This is a genomic window from Variovorax sp. V93 (assembly GCF_041154485.1).
GTDB lineage: Bacteria > Pseudomonadota > Gammaproteobacteria > Burkholderiales > Burkholderiaceae_C > Variovorax > Variovorax beijingensis_A.
Genome location: NZ_AP028669.1, coordinates 4855544 through 4872818, shown reverse-complemented (window position 1 = coordinate 4872818; position 17275 = coordinate 4855544). Strand labels below are relative to the sequence as shown.

The following is a 17275-nucleotide window of genomic DNA, read 5'->3' as shown; positions in this document are numbered from 1 at the left end:
TGAACCGTCACTTGACGAGTGCCGCCGCGTCTTTCCATGCCGGCAGGAGGACAAGCCCTGCGTCCATGACTGGTTTGCGCTGAGGTCCGAAGAGGTATCGGTTTGGCACGATGCCTTTCAGATGATGAAGTACGTCGGTTCGATCGTCGATGAAGTGCGTAATGCGGAGCTCGCGGCAATGGTCGGCCTTCTGAGGTCGTTCAAGGCAGAAGCGTAGGTTTGAGGGCGCCATGCCAGTTCGCTCGAAAAAGCGATGATGCAACAGCCACGCACGACTCTTGGCCTGCACACTTGGTCCGCATTTCGAAACCAGCCAGACTCGTCCCTCGAACTTTTCGACCAGTGGTGCGACCGCATCGAACATGCCTTCGTAAGGCGGCGTGCTCAGTGCGTCATCCAACGAGCCACCGATGAATGAGGTATCGGCGCCGCCCGGGCCTTCGGCGGCGATCAACACGCGTCCTATGTCGATGCCAAGGCGGGGAAGATGGTTGTCTGTGTTTTTCATTTCTTGTTCCTGTTTGAAATCAGATGAATCGTAAAAACGAAATGAATCGACAGGAACTACTGATATTGGAAGCGCTATCCATAAAATGGATAGATGGAAATTCCTCGCACCAACCTCGACGCGCTGCAATCGTTCGCCGTGTTTGCCGACACGCTGAATTTCAGTGAGTCGGCTCGCCTGCTGCACATCAGCCAGCCCGCTCTGCATGCAAAGGTCCGAAAGCTCTCCGAACAGCTCGACGCGAAGCTGTATCTGCGCGTGGGAAGTTCCCTTGAACTCACACGTCTTGGCGAGCAAGTCGCACGGCACGCACGGGAGTTGCTGATGCTGAATCGCCGCTTCGTGAAAGGATTGCAGGTGGGGCATGACAAACCCACCATCACGCTGACAGCGGGCGAAGGGGCCTATCTCTACCTGCTGGGCAAAGCCCTGTCACAGTTCTCCAGAGTTGGCGCGTCTTTGCATCTGCAATTGCTTACGCACAATCGCGATGAGTCAATTCGGGCAGTGCGGGCTGGACAGGCGCAACTGGGCATTGCGCCGCTCGGTACGGTTCCTGCGGATCTGAAAGCGGCCCGATTGACTACGGTTGGACAGGTATTGGTCGTGCCTCGTACACATGCCCTCGCCTCGCGTAAAACAGTACGACTGCGAGATCTCAAGGATGCGCCGCTCATCGTTCCGCCGGCAGGCAAGCCTCATCGCGAGCTTCTTGGCCGGCTTCTGCAGGCCGAGGCAGTGCCTTGGCAGCCGGTGCTGGAAGCCAATGGCTGGGAATTGATGTTGCGCTTTGCCCAGTTGGGTTTCGGTGTAACGGTTGTGAATGCTTGCTGCCGCATTCCCAAGGGGTTGGTCGCCATTCCATTGAATGGTTACCCGCCGCTCGAATACCAAGTGTTTCATTCAGGCGACCGGCCGCTGACTGCGGACATGCAGAAATTGATGGATGCGTTGCTCGCCGAGGGCGACCGTTGGCAGACGACCCTTCGCTCGACTGAAAGAACAGCATGACTCCAGAAGACGTCAGCAAATTCATCGCCTACGTGCTGCGGCACGCTCCGGAGTCCATTGGCCTGCGACTCGACGCGGAGGGGTGGGCCGACATTGATGCGCTGGTCACGGGCTCAACGACCGCCGGTCGCGATCTGACTCGACCAGAGGTTATGCAAGCAGCGACTTCGGGCGCGAAGAAACGCTACGAGCTTTCGGACGACGGGCAACGCATTCGGGCCCTGCAAGGCCATTCCACGCCCCAGGTCAGTCGCAGCTTCGATGTCCTGGTTCCTCCAGCGCAACTTTTTCATGGAACGGCCACGCGCTTTCTTGCCGTCATTCGTGAGCAAGGTCTCGTACCCGGCTCGCGGCAACATGTTCATCTTTCCGCCGACGAAGCTACAGCATTTCAGGTGGGAAGCCGGCATGGCAAGGCGCACGTGCTGCGGGTCGATTCAGGCCGAATGCATGCGCTCGGCCATGCCTTTCATCGCGCCGAGAACGGGGTTTGGCTGACTGAAACCGTACCGCCGGAGTTCCTGTCCGAATCGAGGTAGGAGCTGCTACTCGTCCGCTGCGTCGTTGCCGTTGCGAATGCGCAGCGCCGCGTCATACAGCGCATTGCGCGGTGCGCCGCTGATCTCGGCCGCAAGCCGCACCGCGGTCTTCACGGGCAGCTCGGCCAGCAGCAGGCGCAGCACGCGTTCGCCTTCGGCGCTGCCGTCGTCGGCGGCCGCGGCCAGCGGGTGCAGCACCAGCGCGAATTCGCCGCGCGTGCGGTCGCGGCCGGCCGCGAACCAGGCCGGCAGCCCGGCGGCGGCGACGGTCGCGATCTCCTCGAACTGCTTGGTGAGCTCGCGGCCGACGGTGAGGCGGCGCTCGCCCAGCGTCGCAAGTGCGCGCGCCACGGCCTCGATGCGGTGCGGCGCTTCCAGCAGCACCACCGCGCGTCGCTCCTGCGCGAGCGCCTGCACGGCCGCGTCGCGCTCGCCGGCCTTGGTCGGCAGGAAGCCCGCGAACACGAAGGCGCTGCTCTCGTCGCCCGCCGCGACGAGGCCGGCGGCGCCGACCAGCGTGGTGACGCTGCTCGCCCCCGGCAGCGGCAGCACGCGCAGGCCGGCGGCGCGCACGGCCGCGACCAGCCGCGCGCCCGGGTCGCTCACGCCCGGCGTGCCGGCGTCGCTCACGTAGGCGATGCGCTCGCCCTGCGCGAGCCGCGCGGCCACGGCCTGCGCGGCCTCGGCCTCGTTGTGCTGGTGCACGGCCAGCAGCTGGGCATTCGGCCGGTCGATGCCGTAGGCGCGCAGCAGGCTCTGCGTGTGGCGCGTGTCCTCGCAGGCGACGGCGTCGACCAGCTGCAGCACGTGCAGCGCGCGCAGCGTGATGTCGGCCAGGTTGCCGATGGGTGTGGCCACCACATACAGCGTACCCTGCGGATAATGCTGCCCACCCGCGGCGTCGCGCGCGGCTGCGAGGGCGGCGCCGAAGGCAGCGGGTACTAGTGAAGCCAAGGGGTTTCTCCGTAGGAACAAAAAGAAGCCGGCAGGGAGCCAGCATGAAGACCATCACGACCAAGCATCGCGGCGATGCGGCGGAAGACGCCGCGCTCGACCACCTCCAATGCGCCGGCCTGGCGCTGGTAGCGCGCAATTATCGAACGCCCGGGCGCGGCGGCGGCGAGATCGACCTGATCATGCGCGATCCGCGCGACGCCACGCTGGTGTTCGTGGAAGTGCGCCAGCGCAGCACGGGCACGCACGGCGGCGCCGGCGGCAGCATCACGGGTCTCAAGCAGCGGCGCATCGTGTTCGCGGCGCGCCACTACCTGAACGGCCTGCGCACGCTGCCGCCGTGCCGTTTCGACGTGGTGCTGGTCGAGGAGCGCATCACCTGGCTGCAGGGCGCGTTCGACGCGGGCGGGAACTGAAGCCGCGCCGCGCGCTCCACTCCCACATCGAACGCAAACGTCTTGTTTCAACGCCCCCCGGTATCATCGCGCCCCATGCTCGAGCAACGGATTCAGCAACACTTCATCGACAGCGCCGACCTCAAGTACCAGGCCGGCCCCATCCTCAGCAAACCCATTTCGCAGGCCATGCAGGCGATCCTTGCGTGCGTGACCAGCGGCGGCAAGGTGCTGGCCTGCGGTGCGGGCGTCTCGGGCCTGCTGGCGGCGCAGTTCGCGGCGCACTTCGTCGGCCGCTTCGAGCGCGAGCGCCCCGAGCTGGGCGCCATCGCGCTGCCCGGCGACCCCAACGACCCGGCGGCCGACAGCGCCGCCGCCGTCGATGCCGACCGCTTCGCCCGCCAGGTGCGCGCGCTCGGCCAGGCCGGCGACGTGCTGCTGGCGCTTAGCGCCAGCGGGCAGTCGGCGGCCGTGCTGGCCGCGGTGCTGGCCGCGCACGAGCGCGACATGACGGTGGTCGCGCTGCTGGGCAACGCCAGTGCCGGCCAGCCGGCATCGCCCGGCGCGGGCAGCAGCGGCACCGGCGGCGCCATCGGCCGCGCGCTGCGCGAAACGGATGTTCAGATCGGCGTGTCGCACGAACGTGCGGCGCGTATCCACGAAGTCCACCTGCTCGCACTGCATTGCCTGTGCGACGGCGTGGATGCCCAGCTACTCGGAGAACAGGAAGCTTCCACATGACGACAACGACACCGTTCCAGCGCTTCGCCATTGCACTTGCCTCGGGAACCGTTCTGGTTGCCGGGCTTTCGGCCTGCGTGCCGCTCGTGGTCGGAGGGGCCGCGGCGGTGGGCGTGGGCATGGTGGCGACCGACCGCCGCAGCTCCGGCGCCCAGCTCGACGACCAGGGCATCGAGCTGCGCGCGGCCGCCCGCGTGCGCGAGATCGCCAACGACAACATGTACGTGAGCGTCACCAGCTACAACCGCCAGGTGCTGCTGACCGGCGCCGTGGGCAGCGATGCCGACCGCCGCCGCGTCGAGGACGTGGTGCAGCGCGTGGACAACGTGCGCTCGGTGGTCAACGAGCTCACCGTCGGCCAGTCCAGCACTTTCCAGGAACGCTCCAACGACCTGTTCATCAGCGGCAAGGTCAAGGCCTCGCTGCTCGATGCCAAGGACATCTTCGCCAATTCGTTCAAGGTGGTGACCGAGCGCGGCGTGGTCTACCTGATGGGCATCGCGACGCGCCGCGAGACCGACCGCGCGACCGAAATCGCACGCGGCATCTCGGGCGTGCAGAAGGTGGTGCGCGTGGTCGAGGTGGTGAGCGAGGCCGAGCTGGCCAGCCAGGCGCAGCAGGCGCAGCGCGGCGGTACCGGATCGCCGCCGCCGGCACCGTCTTCGGCGCCCGGATCTTCTTCATCGTCGCGCGTGCCGCTGCCGCCGATGGAGCCGCTGCCGCCGGCCCAGCCCGGCGGCGCGACGACCACGCCGGTGCGCTGATCCGCTACGGCAAAAAAACAAAGCCCGCTTGCGCGGGCTTTTTCTTTTTTTACTTGAGCCGGATGATCAGGCTCGACGTGTCCCAGCGCCGTCCGCCGGCCTGCTGCACATCGGCATAGAACTGGTCGACCAGCGCCGTCACGGGCAGGCGCGCGCCGTTGCGCTTGGCCTCGTCGAGCACCAGGCCCAGGTCCTTGCGCATCCAGTCGACGGCAAAGCCGTAGTCGAACTTGCCGTCGATCATGGTCTTGCCGCGGTTGTCCATCTGCCAGCTCTGGGCGGCGCCCTTGCCGATCACCTCGAGCACCAGCTTCATGTCGAGGCCGGCGCGCTGGCCGAAGGCAATGGCTTCGGAGAGGCCCTGCACCAGGCCCGCGATGGCGATCTGGTTCACCATTTTTGCCAGCTGGCCGGCGCCGCTCGCGCCCAGCAGCGTGACGGCGCGCGCAAAGGCGCCCATCACCGGCTTGACACGTTCGAAGCTCGCCTTGTCGCCGCCGCACATCACGGTGAGCGCGCCGTTCTGCGCGCCGGCCTGGCCGCCGGACACCGGCGCGTCGATGAACTGCAGTCCGGCGGCCGCCGCCGCATTCGACAGCTCGCGCGCCACGTCGGCCGAAGCGGTGGTGTGGTCGACGAGCACGCTGCCCTTCTTCATGCCTGCGAAGGCGCCGTTCGGGCCCAGCACCACGGCGCGCAGGTCGTCGTCGTTGCCCACGCAGCTGAAGACAATGTCGGCGCCCGCGGCCGCTTCGCGCGGGGTGGCGGCATGGCGGCCGGGCGCGCCGAATTCGGCGACCCAGGCCTCGGCCTTGGCCGGTGTGCGGTTGTAGACCGTGACCTTGTGGCCGGCCTTGGCCAGGTGCCCGGCCATCGGGCCGCCCATGACGCCAAGGCCCAGGAAGGCCACCGTCTGGGCGGGTGTGGATTCGTAGGTTCGGGGGTTGATGCTGCTCATGGGCGAGAGCTTAAAGCCATTGCGGCGCCCGCGTCACGTGCACATGGCGACGCATGAACCGCAAGCATCTCGTTCCAGTGCACCCGCGGAACCGGCTTTGCCGGGCCGCCGGGTGCGCCCCCCAGTGGGGGCTGAGCGCCCGCGGCTCCAAGCCCGCCTGCGCGGGCTTGGACGGGCCGAAGAGCCCGTGCCTCAGGCGCGGACACGGGGCGCCGAAGGCGCTTCGGGGGGCGTCTATACGATCGCGAAATGCTCCGTGCCGGCCGACAGGTCGGTGCTGCGCGCGCGCTGGCTGTTGAGCTTGATCTGCAGGCGCAGGTCGTTGGCCGAGTCGGCGTTGCGGATGGCGTCCTCGAAGGTGATCGAGTGGCTCTCGAACAGGTCGAACAGCGCCTGGTCGAAGGTCTGCATGCCAAGGTTGCGGCTCTTGCGCATGATCTCCTTGATCTCGCCCACTTCGCCCTTGAAGATCAGGTCCGAAATGAGGGGCGTGTTCAGCAGCACTTCCACCGCCGCCACGCGGCCCTGGCCGTCCTCGGTGGGCACCAGGCGCTGCGAGATCAGCGAGCGCAGGTTCAGCGACAGGTCCATCAGGAGCTGGGCGCGGCGTTCCTCGGGGAAGAAGTTGATGATCCGGTCCAGGGCCTGGTTGGCGCTGTTGGCGTGCAGCGTGGCCATGCAGAGGTGGCCGGTTTCGGCAAAGGCCACGGCATGCTCCATGGTCTCGCGGTCGCGGATTTCGCCCATCAGGATCACGTCCGGCGCCTGGCGCAGCGTGTTCTTGAGCGCGGCTTCCCAGCTGTCGGTGTCGATGCCCACTTCGCGCTGCGTGACCACGCAGTTCTTGTGCGGGTGCACGAACTCGACCGGGTCTTCCACCGTCACGATGTGGCCGTAGGAATTTTCGTTGCGCCAGTCGATCATGGCCGCCAGCGTGGTCGACTTGCCCGAGCCCGTGGCGCCCACCAGGATGGTGAGGCCGCGCTTGGTCATGGACACGTCCTTCAGCACCTGCGGCATGCCCAGGCCGTCGATGGTCGGCAGCTTGGCCGGGATGGTCCGCAGCACCATGCCGACCTTGCCCTGCTGCACGAACGCGTTCACGCGGAAGCGGCCGATGCCGGTGGGCGAGATCGCGAAGTTGCATTCCTTGGTGCGCTCGAACTCGGCCGTCTGGCGGTCGTTCATGATCGAGCGCGTGAGCGCCAGCGTGTGCTGCGCCCCCAGCGCCTGCTGCGACACCTTGGTGACCTTGCCATCGACCTTGATCGCGGGCGGGAAGTCGGCGGTGATGAACAAGTCGCTGCCGTTGCGGCTCACCATGAGCTTGAGCAGGTCGTTGATGAACTGGCTGGCTTGATCGCGTTCCATGTGTCGGTACTCCGAAGGGCTGGGATCAGCCTGGGAAATTCTCGGGGATCTTGGCTTTTCCGCGCGCTTCGGCGGCCGAAATGGCATTGCGGCGAACGAGGTCGGTCAGGTTCTGGTCCAGCGTCTGCATGCCCGCGCCCTGGCCGGTCTGGATGGCCGAATACATCTGCGCCACCTTGGCCTCGCGGATCAGGTTGCGGATGGCCGGCGTGCCCAGCATGATCTCGTGCGCCGCCACGCGGCCCTGGCCGTCCTTGGTCTTGCACAGCGTCTGTGAGATCACGGCCTGCAGCGACTCCGACAGCATGGCGCGGATCATTTCCTTTTCCTCGCCCGGGAACACGTCGATGATCCGGTCGATGGTCTTGGCGGCCGACGAGGTGTGCAGCGTGCCGAACACAAGGTGGCCCGTCTCGGCCGCGGTCATGGCCAGGCGGATGGTTTCGAGGTCGCGCAGCTCGCCCACCAGGATGGCGTCCGGGTCTTCGCGCAGCGCCGAGCGCAGCGCGTTGGAGAACGACAGCGTCATCGGCCCGACCTCGCGCTGGTTGATCAGGCACTTCTTGGATTCGTGCACGAATTCGATCGGGTCTTCCACCGTGAGGATGTGGCCGTACTCGTTTTCGTTGAGGTAATTGACCATCGCGGCCAGGGTGGTGGACTTGCCCGAGCCGGTGGGCCCGGTCACCAGCACCAGCCCGCGCGGCTTGAGCGCCAGTTCCGCGAAAATCTTGGGCGCGTTGAGCTGCTCCAGCGTGAGGATCTTCGAGGGAATGGTCCGGAACACCGCGGCCGCGCCGCGCGCCTGGTTGAACGCATTCACGCGGAAGCGCGCCAGGCCGTCGATCTCGAACGAGAAGTCGACCTCCAGGAACTCTTCATAGTGCTTGCGGTGCGTGTCGCTCATGATGTCGTACACCATGGCGTGCACCGACTTGTGGTCGAGCGCATCGACGTTGATGCGCCGCACGTCGCCGTGGACGCGGATCATCGGCGGCAGGCCGGCCGACAGATGCAGGTCGGAGGCTTTGTTCTTGACGCTGAATGCCAGCAACTGGGTAATGTCCACGGGGGTCCTCGGCTCGAGTTCGGTGACGTTTTGATACGATTTTGGAAGATTATGACGATGATTGGCGACGACCTCCAGCAAGTAAAGAACCGGATCGCAAAGGCCTGCGCCGAACATGGGCGCAACCCGGCCGAAGTCCGGCTGCTGGCGGTGTCCAAGACCTTCGGGCCCGAGGCCGTGCGCGAGGCCCATGCGGCGGGGCAGCGGGCCTTCGGCGAGAACTATGTGCAGGAGGGGCTGGACAAGATCGCCGCGCTGTCGGAGCTGCGCGCGGAACTCGAATGGCACTGCATCGGCCCTCTGCAGAGCAACAAGACGCGGCCCGTGGCCGAGCATTTCGACTGGGTGCACGGCATCGACCGGATCAAGATCGCCGAGCGCCTTTCGGCGCAGCGGCCGGCGCATCTGCCGCCGCTCCAGGTGTGCCTGCAGGTCAACGTGGACGGCGGCGCCAACAAGTCCGGCGTGCCGCCCGAAGAGGCGCTGCCGCTCGCGCGCGCTGTGGCGGCGTTGCCACATTTGCGGCTGCGCGGGCTCATGGCCATTCCCGAACCGGCGCCGGATTTCGCGGCGCAGCGCGAACTCTGCCTGCGTGCCCGCACCGTGTATGACGCCATCCGCGCCGCCGGCATCGAACTCGACACCCTCTCGCTGGGCATGAGCGCCGACCTCGAGGCGGCCGTCAGCGCCGGCAGCACGATGGTGCGCATCGGCACCGCGATCTTCGGCCGCCGCTAGATGCCCAGCGGCAGCCGCGCGCTGCTCTTGATTTCTTCCATCACCGCGTAGGTCCGCGTCTCCCGCACGCCCGGCAGTTGCCACAGCACCGTGCCGGCGAACTCGCGGTAGGCCGCCATGTCGGCCATGCGGGTCTTGAGCAGGTAGTCGAAGCCGCCCGCGACCATGTGGCATTCCATGATCTCGTCGCGCACCTGTACGGCCGCCTTGAACTGGTCGAACACGTTGGGCGTGGTGCGGTCGAGCAGGATCTCGACGAACACCGTGAGCCCGCGCCCGAGCTTGTGCGGATCGAGCCGCGCCTCGTAGCCCTGGATGAAACCGTCGCGCGTGAGCCGCTGCACCCGCGCCAGCACGGCGGTGGGTGATAGCGCCACCATCTCGGCCAGCTTGAGGTTGGTGATGCGGCCGTCTTCCTGAAGAATCTTCAGCAGCCGGAGATCGATGCGATCCAGGTCCAGGTCGAGCATTGGTGAATTATCCGGTCGAGTCCATATTTTTTGGCAAAAGATTCGGTCTATATCCAAAGACCATAGGGGATAGAACCAAGGAACTGCCATGCACCTGCCCATCCCTTACCGCCCTGAAGCCGATGTCGTCTCGCACCGGCTCGCCTCGCTCGAAGGCGCGCTCGACTGGAGCGCCGCCGCCGCCGCCGCCACGCCCTGGGTGGAGGCGGTGCGCCGCCATCCGCCGCCGTTCTGGGCCATGGAAAGCCTGCTGCGCGAGTACCCGATTTCCAGCGCCGAGGGCCTCGCGCTGATGCGCCTGGCCGAGGCGCTGCTTCGCGTGCCCGACGCCGCCACGGCCGTCGCGCTCACGGCCGACCAGCTGGGCCGGGCCGATTTCGAGGGCACGGCCGATTCCACGCTGTCGCGGCTTTCGTCCGCCGCGATCGCGATGTCGAAGAAATTCCTGCCCGAAGGCGACCACCCGCCCGGCCTCATGGCCAAGCTCGGCGCGCGCACGGTGGTGGCCGCCACGCTGCGCGCGGTGCAATTGCTGGGGCGCCAGTTCGTGCTGGGCCAGACCATCGCCGAAGCCATGGACGAGGCCCGCTCGGCGCACCGCCGGCAGGGCGCGCTGCGCTTCAGCTACGACATGCTCGGCGAGGGCGCGCGCACCGACGCCGATGCGCTGCGCTACCTCGACAGCTACACGCAGGCCATCGGCGCCATTGCGGCCGGTGCGGATGCGGCGCGCGGGCCCGAGCACAACGACGGCATCTCCATCAAGCTCAGCGCGCTGCATCCGCGCTATGAAGACGCGCAGCGCGAGCGCGTGCTGCGCGAGCTGGTGCCGCGCGTGTGGCGGCTGTGCGAGCTCGCAGCCGATGCCAATCTCAACCTCACCATCGATGCCGAAGAGGTTGACAGGCTCGAGCTTTCGCTCGACGTGTTCGAGGCGCTGGCCGCGCGCGTGGCTGCCGAACGGCCGCAGTGGCGCGGCTTCGGCCTGGCGCTGCAGGCCTACCAGACGCGCGCGCTGGAGCTCATCGCGCACGTCACGGCGGTGGCGCGCCGCCACAAGCTGCGGCTGATGTGCCGGCTCGTGAAGGGCGCCTACTGGGACGCCGAGATCAAGCGGGCCCAGGAGCTCGGCCTGCCGCACTACCCGGTCTTCACGCACAAGCACCACAGCGACGTGAGCTACCTGGCCTGCGCGCGCGCGCTGCTGTCGGCGCCCGATGCGGTCTATCCGCAGTTCGCCACCCACAACGCGGGCACCATCGCCGCCATCCTGCAGATGGCCGAGGCCGCCGGGGCGCCCTTCGAGCTGCAGCGCCTGCATGGCATGGGCGAGGGCGTCTACCGCGAGGTGATGAAGAGCACCACAGCCCCGGTACGCGTATATGCGCCGGTGGGCCAGCACAAGGACCTGCTCGCCTACCTCGTGCGGCGCCTCCTGGAAAACGGCGCCAACTCGTCCTTCGTGAACCAGCTCGGCGACGAGCAGGTGGACATCGCCGAACTGCTGATGTCGCCGCTCTGGCTGGAGCCATCGAACCCCGCCTTGCCGCTGCCGCCGGCGCTCTACGGTCCGGCGCCGGCGCGGCGCAACAGCGAAGGCGTGGACCTTGCCGTCGAGCCGATGCGTGCGCCGCTGCTCGCGGCCCTGGAGACCACCGCGGTGCCTGCTGTCGAACTGTTCGATGTTGCGAGCGCGCCCAAGGCCGTTGCCGCCAGCGCCGCCGCTTTCCGCAGCTGGCGCAAGACGCCGGTCGAGACGCGCGCCGCCATGCTGCGCCAGGCCGCCGACGCGCTGCAGCGCGAGCTGCCGCGCTTCTGCGCGCTGCTGGTCAAGGAAGCCTTCAAGACCTGGGGCGACGCGGTGGCTGAAGTGCGCGAAGCCGTCGACTTCCTGCGCTACTACGCCGACGAGGCCGAACGCATCATGCAGCCGGTGGCGCTGCCCGGCCCCACGGGCGAGAGCAACGAGCTGCGGCTCACGGCGCGCGGTCCCTGGGTGTGCATCAGCCCATGGAATTTTCCGCTCGCGATCTTCGCGGGGCAGGTGGCGGCCGCGCTGGCCACCGGCAACACGGTGCTGGCCAAGCCGGCCGAGCAGACGCCGGCCATCGCGCTCGAAGCCGTGAAGCTGCTGCACGCAGCCGGCGTGCCGGCCGATGCGCTGCAGCTGCTGCACGGCCCCGGCGAAACGGTGGGCGCCGCGCTGGTGGCGGCGCCGGGCGTGGCGGGCGTGGTGTTCACCGGCTCGACCCAGGTGGCGCGCATCATCCACCGCGCGCTCGCCGCCAAGGACGGCCCGATCGTGCCGCTGATCGCAGAGACCGGCGGCATCAACGCGATGCTGGTCGATTCGAGCGCGCTGCCCGAGCAGGTGGTCGATGCCGTGGTGCAGAGCGCGTTCCGTTCGGCCGGCCAGCGCTGCTCTGCGCTGCGCCTCCTGGTGCTGCACGAGGGCATCGCCGACGCGGTGATCGAGATGATCCGCGGCGCGGCCGGGGAACTGGCCGCCGGCGACCCGGCCCTGCTGTCGACCGACGTGGGGCCGGTGATCGACGGCGAGGCGGCCGACAACATCCGGCGCCACCTGAAGCGGCTGGATTCGGAAGCCAGGCGGCTGCTTGCGCCGGTTTCTTCTTCAGCCGAGGGCCAACTGATCGCGCCGCAAGCCTACGAGGTGCCCTCCATCGACAGCGTGACCAGCGAAATCTTCGGCCCGGTGCTGCAGATCGCGCGCTGGGGCACGGGCGACCTGAGCGATCCCGCCGAGGTGATCGATCGCATCAACGCGCTCGGCTACGGCCTCACTCTCGGCCTCCAGACCCGCATCGACTCGCGTGCGCAGGCGCTCGCGGCGCGTGCGCACGTGGGCAACATCTACGTGAACCGCAACATCATCGGCGCGGTGGTCGGCGTGCAGCCCTTCGGCGGCGAAGGTCTGAGCGGCACCGGGCCCAAGGCCGGCGGGCCGCACTACCTGTACCGCTTCTGTGCCGAGCAGACGGTCACGGTCAATACCACGGCGGCCGGCGGCAACGCGGCGCTGCTAAGCGCGGTGGCCTGAGGCCGCCGTTCGTCCTCAGCGCAGGGGATTGCCGTCTTCTTCGGCGCGTGCGGACGATGACCGGCTCTTGAACTGGTCGATCAGCGCGCCGTAGGCCGGGCTGGTGCGCAGCCGCGCATATTCGGCGGCGGCTTGCCGGTAGGCGGGGCTCGACGGATCGGCGCCCGCTTCGCCGTACTGCCGCGCGGCCAGGCCGGAGCGGATCCAGAGCTGCGTGTCCGCGGCCACGGCCGCGCGGCTGTTTGCCGACACGCGCGGCTCGGGCTGCGGCGAGCCTTCGGCATAGCCTTGCGTAGGCGCGCCCGCGAGCCACTGCCGGGCGTCGGCCGAGACGGCGGCGCGCGTGGTGGACGAGCTGAACGGCACGGGCCGCGGATCGCCCTCCGCATAGTTGCCGGCCAGGCTCGGCGCGGAGGCCAGGCCCAGCAGCGACGAGACGGCGGCGGTGGCCAGGAGGCGGGTGCAGGAGCGGGTCATGGAATGGGTCCTTTCGATCGGTGGTTGGTGGCCCCCACTCTAGAAACCGCAGTTCGAGTGCCGATGACCCGGCGATGACCGTTTTGTCATGTTCGGCCCAACCTCTCTTGCATAACCGTCATCGCGGCGCGCATAAGACATGGCGCGGCGGGCGCGAGAGGTCTATCGTTGCGGCCATCCATTCCAACCAAGGGATCTCCCATGAGTGAAAAGCTCTCCTTCGTCAATCCGACCGCCAACAGCCCCTGGGGCACCTACCTCTCGCAGGTCGACCGCGTGGTGCCGTACCTCGGCCCGCTGGCCCGCTGGGTCGAGACGCTCAAGCGCCCCAAGCGCGCGCTGATCGTGGACGTGCCGATCGAAATGGACGACGGCACCATCGCCCACTTCGAGGGCTACCGCGTGCAGCACAACATGAGCCGCGGCCCGGGCAAGGGCGGCGTGCGCTTCCACCCCGACGTCACGCTCGAAGAAGTGATGGCGCTGTCGGCCTGGATGACCATCAAGACGGCCGCCGTCAACCTGCCGTACGGTGGCGCCAAGGGCGGCATCCGCGTCGATCCGAAGAAGCTCTCGCTGCAGGAGCTCGAGAAGGTCACGCGCCGCTACACCAGCGAGATCGGCATCATCATCGGCCCGCACACCGACATTCCCGCGCCCGACGTCAACACCAACGCGCAGATCATGGCGTGGATGATGGACACCTACTCGATGAACGTCGGCGGCACCGCCACCGGCGTGGTCACGGGCAAGCCGCTGCACCTGGGCGGCTCGCTGGGCCGCGTCAAGGCCACGGGCCGCGGCGTGTTCGTCACCGGCCGCGAAGCGGCGCGCCGCCTCGGCATGGACCTGCGCGGCGCGCGCATCGCGGTGCAGGGCTTCGGCAACGTGGGTTCGGTCGCGGCCGAGCTCTTTGCCGAAGCGGGCGCCAAGATCGTCGCGGTGCAGGACCACACCGGCACCATCGTCAACACCAACGGCCTCGACCTCGCGACGCTGATCCCGGTGGCCAACAAGGAAGGCGTCGTCGCCTTCAAGGGCGGCGAGGTGGTGCCCAACGAAGCCTTCTGGGAGGTGGCCTGCGACATCCTGATCCCCGCCGCGCTCGAAGGCCAGATCACCGCCGAGCGCGCGCAGAAGACCAGTGCCAAGCTGGTGCTCGAAGGCGCCAACGGCCCCACGGTGCCCACGGCCGACGACATCCTGGCCGAGCGCGGCGTGCTGGTGGTGCCCGACGTGATCTGCAACGCCGGCGGCGTGACGGTCTCGTACTTCGAATGGGTGCAGGACTTCTCGTCCTTCTTCTGGGACGAGGACGAAATCAACGTGCGCCTCGACCGCATCATGATGAAGGCGCTCAACCAGATCTGGGACACGGCCGACAGGCACAAGATCACGCTGCGCACCGCGACGTATGCGGTGGCCTGCGAGCGCATCCTGATGGCCCGCCAGGAACGCGGTTTGTATCCCTGACCCTCCCCCGAAGCGGCTCACTTCGTGTAGCCGCCTCCCCCTCAAGGGGGCAACACCTGCGGTCCGGCAAAGCCGGTTCCGCGGTGTTCCTGGAACGGGCCTTTGATACCCTTGGCGGCATGACAGCTGCTCTTTCGCCAAGTGACCTTCCTGCTCTTCCCACCGACGCCCTTGCCCGCCTGCAGGCGCTGATGGCCGACGGGCGGCGCAAGCTGCTGGGGCTGGTCGGCGCACCTGGGGCGGGCAAGTCCACGCTCGCGCTGGCGCTGCTGCGGGCCGTGGGTGCCGGGCGCGCGCAGGTCGTGCCGATGGACGGCTTCCACCTGGCCAACGTCGAGCTGCAACGGCTCGGACGCGCGGGCCGCAAGGGCGCCCCGGACACCTTCGACAGCGCCGGCTATGTGGCGCTGCTGCAGCGGCTGCGCACGCAGGGGCCGGACGACCCGATCGTCTACGCGCCCGAATTCCGCCGCGAGATCGAGGAGCCCATCGCCGGCGCGATCGCGGTGCTGCCGCAGACCCAATTGGTCATCACCGAAGGCAACTACCTGCTGCACGACGACGGCCCGTGGGCCGGCGCGGCGGCCATGCTCGACGAAGCCTGGTACGTCGACATCGACGATGCCGTGCGCGAAGAGCGCCTGCTGAAGCGCCACCAGCAATTCGGCCGCAGCGCCGAGGCCGCGCGCGCCTGGGTGGACGCCACCGATGCGCCCAACGCACGCGTGATTGCCGCCACCCGCGGGCGGGCGCACCACCTGCTGCGCTGGTCCTGAAAATTCGCGGCGGCGGGGAACACCGGCGCCCGGGCATGCTCGAAGCTTCGCCGGCGCACACGCCGGTTAGGATTCGCCGCTCCATGACCATGCCCCGCCCTGCCTCCTTCGCCTTTTCTCCCGCCTTTTCCGTCCTCCGTACGCCTCTCCTGGTCCTCGGCCTCGCGTCCCTGCTGGTGCTTGCCGGCTGTGGCAGCAATGGCGCGCGCCGCGTGTCGTACGAGACCGAGGAGTTCGACTCCACCACCACCCACACGCGCACCTACGCCGCCACCGAAGCCCAGACCTGCGAGGCCGCGCGCCGCGCGCTGCTGAGCCAGGGCTACATGATCAGCGCGGCCAACGCCGACCTGGTGACGGGGCGCAAGAGCTTCCAGCCGGCGTCCGAGGTGCATGTGGAGGTCGAGTTCCGCGTGGTGTGCGCGCGCGAGGGCGGCAAGGCCGGCAAGCGCAGCACCGTGGCCTTCGCGACCGCGCTGCAGGACCGCTACGGCATCAAGAAGGTCAACAGCTCGGCCAGCGTGGGTGTGGGCGCCTTCGGTTCGCTCTCGCTGCCCTTTGCCGGCAGCGACGACGCGATGGTCAAGGTGGCCAGCGAAACGCTCACCGACGAGCTGTTCTACGACCGCTTCTTCGCGCTGCTCGACCGCTTCCTCGAAGGCCAGGGCGGCGAAGAGCCCGATGTGCCGAGCGTGGCGCCTGAAATGCCACGACCCTCTGCGCCACCGGCGCCCGCGGCGCCAGCCCTCACCTTTCCCGTGAAGCCGGTGCCGAACCCGGGTTGAGCCGCCGCGCTGGCGGATCGCCAAATCGTAAGACGTGTCTTATGATCTGGCATGGCTTCCAAAATCGATTCCCCCGACGCGGCGCAGTGTGCCTCGCGCGAGGCCGCCTTGGCCCGCGCCATCGGCGAGCCTTCGCCGGGCGAGGCTCGGCCGCGATGATGCCGATGGCGCCGGCCCTGCAGCGCATCGGCGGCTTCTGGCGCGAGGGCCGCTGGCGCGCGGGCGCGCAGCTCGCGGCCGCGGTGGCGCTGGCCTGGGGGGTGGCCGTGGCGATGCGGCTGCCCGAAAGCTTCTGGGCCGTGATGAGCGTGCTGATCGTCATGCGGCCGAGCGCCGGCGCCACGCTCGATGCCGGATGGGAGCGCGTGCGCGGCACGGCCGCTGGCGCGCTCTGCGGACTCGCGGGGGTCTACCTGCAGCACCTGGGCGCGCCGGTGCTCGCGACCACGCTGGCCACCGTCATGCTGCTGGCTTTTGCCGGCGCCGCATTGCCGGGCTTGCGCAGTGCGCCCGTGGCCGCGCTGATCATCCTCTCGGCCAGCGCCATTCCCGGCCACTCGCCGCTCCAGGTGGCGCTGCTGCGCATGGTGCAGATCGGCGTGGGCGTGGGCGTGGCGCTCGCGGTTTCCGTCATTGCGTCGGAATACCGCGCGGGTCCGCGCTTCGATGCGGGTTGTGCCGCATTGCTGCGCGGCATGGCCAGGCGCCTGGCCGCGCTGGACAGCGGCGGCGCTGCCGGGCTGCCTGCCGAGTCCGAGGCCGAGCGCGCCAACGCTGCGGCGCGCGCGGCGCTCGCGCGGCTGGCGGTGCTCGCGGGCAGTGCCGACCTGGAAGCCCGCTGGTGGCGCCGCGGTGCTGCCGTGCCGGCGGCGCAGTCCTGCCGCAGCAAGGCGCGGCTCGCGGCGCGGATCTTCCAGGATGCCGCCATGCTCGAACGCATGCTGCGCCGCGCGCCGTCCGGCGATCCCGCATGGCAGGACACCGCCCGGGCCGCGGCCGCCGCACTCGCCGCCATGGCCGATGCGCTCGAAGGCCAGGGCACGCCCGAACTTGCCAAGCTTGCGCAGGTCGCACGGCGGCATGAGGCGCCGGGCACCTCGCCTGCCTTGCTGCTGGCGGCGCCGGCGTGCCTGCTGCTCGAAGACCTGCAGCGCATGCAGCGCTGCGTGGCGGCCGCGGCCTGAA

General features: G+C 68.5%; 18 protein-coding genes. 11 read left to right on the top strand and 7 right to left on the bottom strand.

Annotation, left to right across the window (positions count from 1 at the left end; all coding sequences use genetic code 11):
• Positions 1-7 precede the first annotated feature (7 nt).
• The gene (locus ACAM54_RS23110; RefSeq protein WP_369649049.1) at positions 8-508 is read right to left on the bottom strand and encodes a hypothetical protein; all 501 of its coding nucleotides are present in this window, start codon (positions 506-508) and stop codon (positions 8-10) included.
• Between the two features lie 93 nt (positions 509-601).
• On the opposite strand from ACAM54_RS23110, the gene ACAM54_RS23105 reads away from it, so the two are divergent.
• Positions 602-1519, top strand: a complete 918-nt coding sequence (locus ACAM54_RS23105; RefSeq protein ID WP_369649048.1) for a LysR family transcriptional regulator — start codon at positions 602-604, stop codon at positions 1517-1519.
• Positions 1516-2058 (top strand): RNA 2'-phosphotransferase, encoded by a 543-nt coding sequence (locus ACAM54_RS23100; protein WP_369649047.1) that lies wholly within the window; start codon positions 1516-1518, stop codon positions 2056-2058. The genes ACAM54_RS23105 and ACAM54_RS23100 overlap by 4 nt, the downstream gene beginning before the upstream one ends.
• Before the next feature lie 6 nt (positions 2059-2064).
• Here ACAM54_RS23100 and rsmI read toward each other — a convergent pair whose 3' ends face one another.
• Positions 2065-3012, bottom strand: a complete 948-nt coding sequence (rsmI, locus tag ACAM54_RS23095; RefSeq protein WP_369649046.1) for a 16S rRNA (cytidine(1402)-2'-O)-methyltransferase — start codon at positions 3010-3012, stop codon at positions 2065-2067.
• Positions 3013-3056: 44 nt separating this feature from the next.
• Between rsmI and ACAM54_RS23090 the strand changes: the two genes are divergently transcribed.
• The 3 genes from ACAM54_RS23090 to ACAM54_RS23080 all read left to right on the top strand — a co-directional run bounded on the left by ACAM54_RS23090 (position 3057) and on the right by ACAM54_RS23080 (position 4912).
• Positions 3057-3428: a YraN family protein gene (locus ACAM54_RS23090; RefSeq protein ID WP_145739784.1), complete on the top strand. Its 372-nt coding sequence runs from the start codon at positions 3057-3059 to the stop codon at positions 3426-3428.
• A 75-nt stretch (positions 3429-3503) separates the two neighbouring features.
• Positions 3504-4148, top strand: coding sequence for an SIS domain-containing protein (locus tag ACAM54_RS23085; RefSeq protein WP_145739786.1), 645 nt, complete (start codon positions 3504-3506; stop codon positions 4146-4148).
• A complete protein-coding gene (locus ACAM54_RS23080; RefSeq protein ID WP_209500981.1) occupies positions 4145-4912 on the top strand; it encodes a BON domain-containing protein in 768 nt (255 codons plus the stop codon). Before ACAM54_RS23085 ends, ACAM54_RS23080 begins: the two co-directional genes overlap by 4 nt.
• 49 nt (positions 4913-4961) lie before the next feature.
• Here the strand turns inward: ACAM54_RS23080 and ACAM54_RS23075 are convergent, their stop codons facing one another.
• The 3 genes from ACAM54_RS23075 to ACAM54_RS23065 all read right to left on the bottom strand — a co-directional run bounded on the left by ACAM54_RS23075 (position 4962) and on the right by ACAM54_RS23065 (position 8310).
• Entirely contained in the window at positions 4962-5870 is a 909-nt protein-coding gene (locus ACAM54_RS23075; RefSeq protein ID WP_369649045.1) for an NAD(P)-dependent oxidoreductase, read from the bottom strand.
• Between the two features lie 234 nt (positions 5871-6104).
• On the bottom strand, positions 6105-7241 hold the full coding sequence (locus ACAM54_RS23070) for a PilT/PilU family type 4a pilus ATPase (protein WP_369649044.1): 1137 nt from the start codon (positions 7239-7241) through the stop codon (positions 6105-6107).
• Between the two features lie 25 nt (positions 7242-7266).
• A complete protein-coding gene (locus tag ACAM54_RS23065; RefSeq protein ID WP_015867574.1) occupies positions 7267-8310 on the bottom strand; it encodes a type IV pilus twitching motility protein PilT in 1044 nt (347 codons plus the stop codon).
• 51 nt (positions 8311-8361) lie between these two features.
• On the opposite strand from ACAM54_RS23065, the gene ACAM54_RS23060 reads away from it, so the two are divergent.
• Entirely contained in the window at positions 8362-9048 is a 687-nt protein-coding gene (locus ACAM54_RS23060; RefSeq protein ID WP_369649043.1) for a YggS family pyridoxal phosphate-dependent enzyme, read from the top strand.
• Here the strand turns inward: ACAM54_RS23060 and ACAM54_RS23055 are convergent.
• Positions 9045-9518 (bottom strand): Lrp/AsnC ligand binding domain-containing protein, encoded by a 474-nt coding sequence (locus ACAM54_RS23055; RefSeq protein WP_369649042.1) that lies wholly within the window; start codon positions 9516-9518, stop codon positions 9045-9047. The genes ACAM54_RS23060 and ACAM54_RS23055 overlap by 4 nt on opposite strands.
• 88 nt (positions 9519-9606) lie before the next feature.
• On the opposite strand from ACAM54_RS23055, the gene ACAM54_RS23050 reads away from it, so the two are divergent.
• Entirely contained in the window at positions 9607-12579 is a 2973-nt protein-coding gene (locus ACAM54_RS23050) for an L-glutamate gamma-semialdehyde dehydrogenase (RefSeq protein ID WP_369649041.1), read from the top strand.
• A 15-nt stretch (positions 12580-12594) separates the two neighbouring features.
• Here the strand turns inward: ACAM54_RS23050 and ACAM54_RS23045 are convergent, their stop codons facing one another.
• Positions 12595-13056 carry a hypothetical protein gene (locus ACAM54_RS23045; protein ID WP_369649040.1) on the bottom strand — a complete coding sequence of 154 codons (462 nt, stop codon included), beginning with the start codon at positions 13054-13056 and terminating at the stop codon, positions 12595-12597.
• Positions 13057-13257: 201 nt separating this feature from the next.
• Between ACAM54_RS23045 and ACAM54_RS23040 the strand changes: the two genes are divergently transcribed.
• From ACAM54_RS23040 to ACAM54_RS23025, 4 genes are all read left to right on the top strand, one after another.
• Positions 13258-14529 carry a Glu/Leu/Phe/Val dehydrogenase gene (locus ACAM54_RS23040; RefSeq protein ID WP_125965255.1) on the top strand — a complete coding sequence of 424 codons (1272 nt, stop codon included), beginning with the start codon at positions 13258-13260 and terminating at the stop codon, positions 14527-14529.
• A 119-nt stretch (positions 14530-14648) separates the two neighbouring features.
• Positions 14649-15305 carry a nucleoside/nucleotide kinase family protein gene (locus ACAM54_RS23035; RefSeq protein ID WP_369649039.1) on the top strand — a complete coding sequence of 219 codons (657 nt, stop codon included), beginning with the start codon at positions 14649-14651 and terminating at the stop codon, positions 15303-15305.
• A gap of 83 nt (positions 15306-15388) precedes the next feature.
• The gene (locus tag ACAM54_RS23030; protein WP_369649038.1) at positions 15389-16090 is read left to right on the top strand and encodes a DUF2242 domain-containing protein; all 702 of its coding nucleotides are present in this window, start codon (positions 15389-15391) and stop codon (positions 16088-16090) included.
• A 155-nt stretch (positions 16091-16245) separates the two neighbouring features.
• Entirely contained in the window at positions 16246-17274 is a 1029-nt protein-coding gene (locus ACAM54_RS23025; protein ID WP_369649037.1) for an FUSC family protein, read from the top strand.
• Position 17275: the final 1 nt, after the last annotated feature.

Excerpts from the sequence above, each read along its gene's own strand:
- ACAM54_RS23110 (WP_369649049.1), bottom strand. The coding sequence starts at position 508 with ATGAAAAACACAGACAACCATCTTCCCCGCCTTGGCATCGACATAGGA.
- ACAM54_RS23105 (WP_369649048.1), top strand. The coding sequence starts at position 602 with ATGGAAATTCCTCGCACCAACCTCGACGCGCTGCAATCGTTCGCCGTG.
- ACAM54_RS23100 (WP_369649047.1), top strand. The coding sequence starts at position 1,516 with ATGACTCCAGAAGACGTCAGCAAATTCATCGCCTACGTGCTGCGGCAC.
- ACAM54_RS23090 (WP_145739784.1), top strand. The coding sequence starts at position 3,057 with ATGAAGACCATCACGACCAAGCATCGCGGCGATGCGGCGGAAGACGCC.
- ACAM54_RS23085 (WP_145739786.1), top strand. The coding sequence starts at position 3,504 with ATGCTCGAGCAACGGATTCAGCAACACTTCATCGACAGCGCCGACCTC.
- ACAM54_RS23080 (WP_209500981.1), top strand. The coding sequence starts at position 4,145 with ATGACGACAACGACACCGTTCCAGCGCTTCGCCATTGCACTTGCCTCG.
- ACAM54_RS23075 (WP_369649045.1), bottom strand. The coding sequence starts at position 5,870 with ATGAGCAGCATCAACCCCCGAACCTACGAATCCACACCCGCCCAGACG.
- ACAM54_RS23070 (WP_369649044.1), bottom strand. The coding sequence starts at position 7,241 with ATGGAACGCGATCAAGCCAGCCAGTTCATCAACGACCTGCTCAAGCTC.
- ACAM54_RS23060 (WP_369649043.1), top strand. The coding sequence starts at position 8,362 with ATGACGATGATTGGCGACGACCTCCAGCAAGTAAAGAACCGGATCGCA.
- ACAM54_RS23055 (WP_369649042.1), bottom strand. The coding sequence starts at position 9,518 with ATGCTCGACCTGGACCTGGATCGCATCGATCTCCGGCTGCTGAAGATT.
- ACAM54_RS23050 (WP_369649041.1), top strand. The coding sequence starts at position 9,607 with ATGCACCTGCCCATCCCTTACCGCCCTGAAGCCGATGTCGTCTCGCAC.
- ACAM54_RS23045 (WP_369649040.1), bottom strand. The coding sequence starts at position 13,056 with ATGACCCGCTCCTGCACCCGCCTCCTGGCCACCGCCGCCGTCTCGTCG.
- ACAM54_RS23040 (WP_125965255.1), top strand. The coding sequence starts at position 13,258 with ATGAGTGAAAAGCTCTCCTTCGTCAATCCGACCGCCAACAGCCCCTGG.
- ACAM54_RS23035 (WP_369649039.1), top strand. The coding sequence starts at position 14,649 with ATGACAGCTGCTCTTTCGCCAAGTGACCTTCCTGCTCTTCCCACCGAC.
- ACAM54_RS23030 (WP_369649038.1), top strand. The coding sequence starts at position 15,389 with ATGACCATGCCCCGCCCTGCCTCCTTCGCCTTTTCTCCCGCCTTTTCC.
- ACAM54_RS23025 (WP_369649037.1), top strand. The coding sequence starts at position 16,246 with ATGATGCCGATGGCGCCGGCCCTGCAGCGCATCGGCGGCTTCTGGCGC.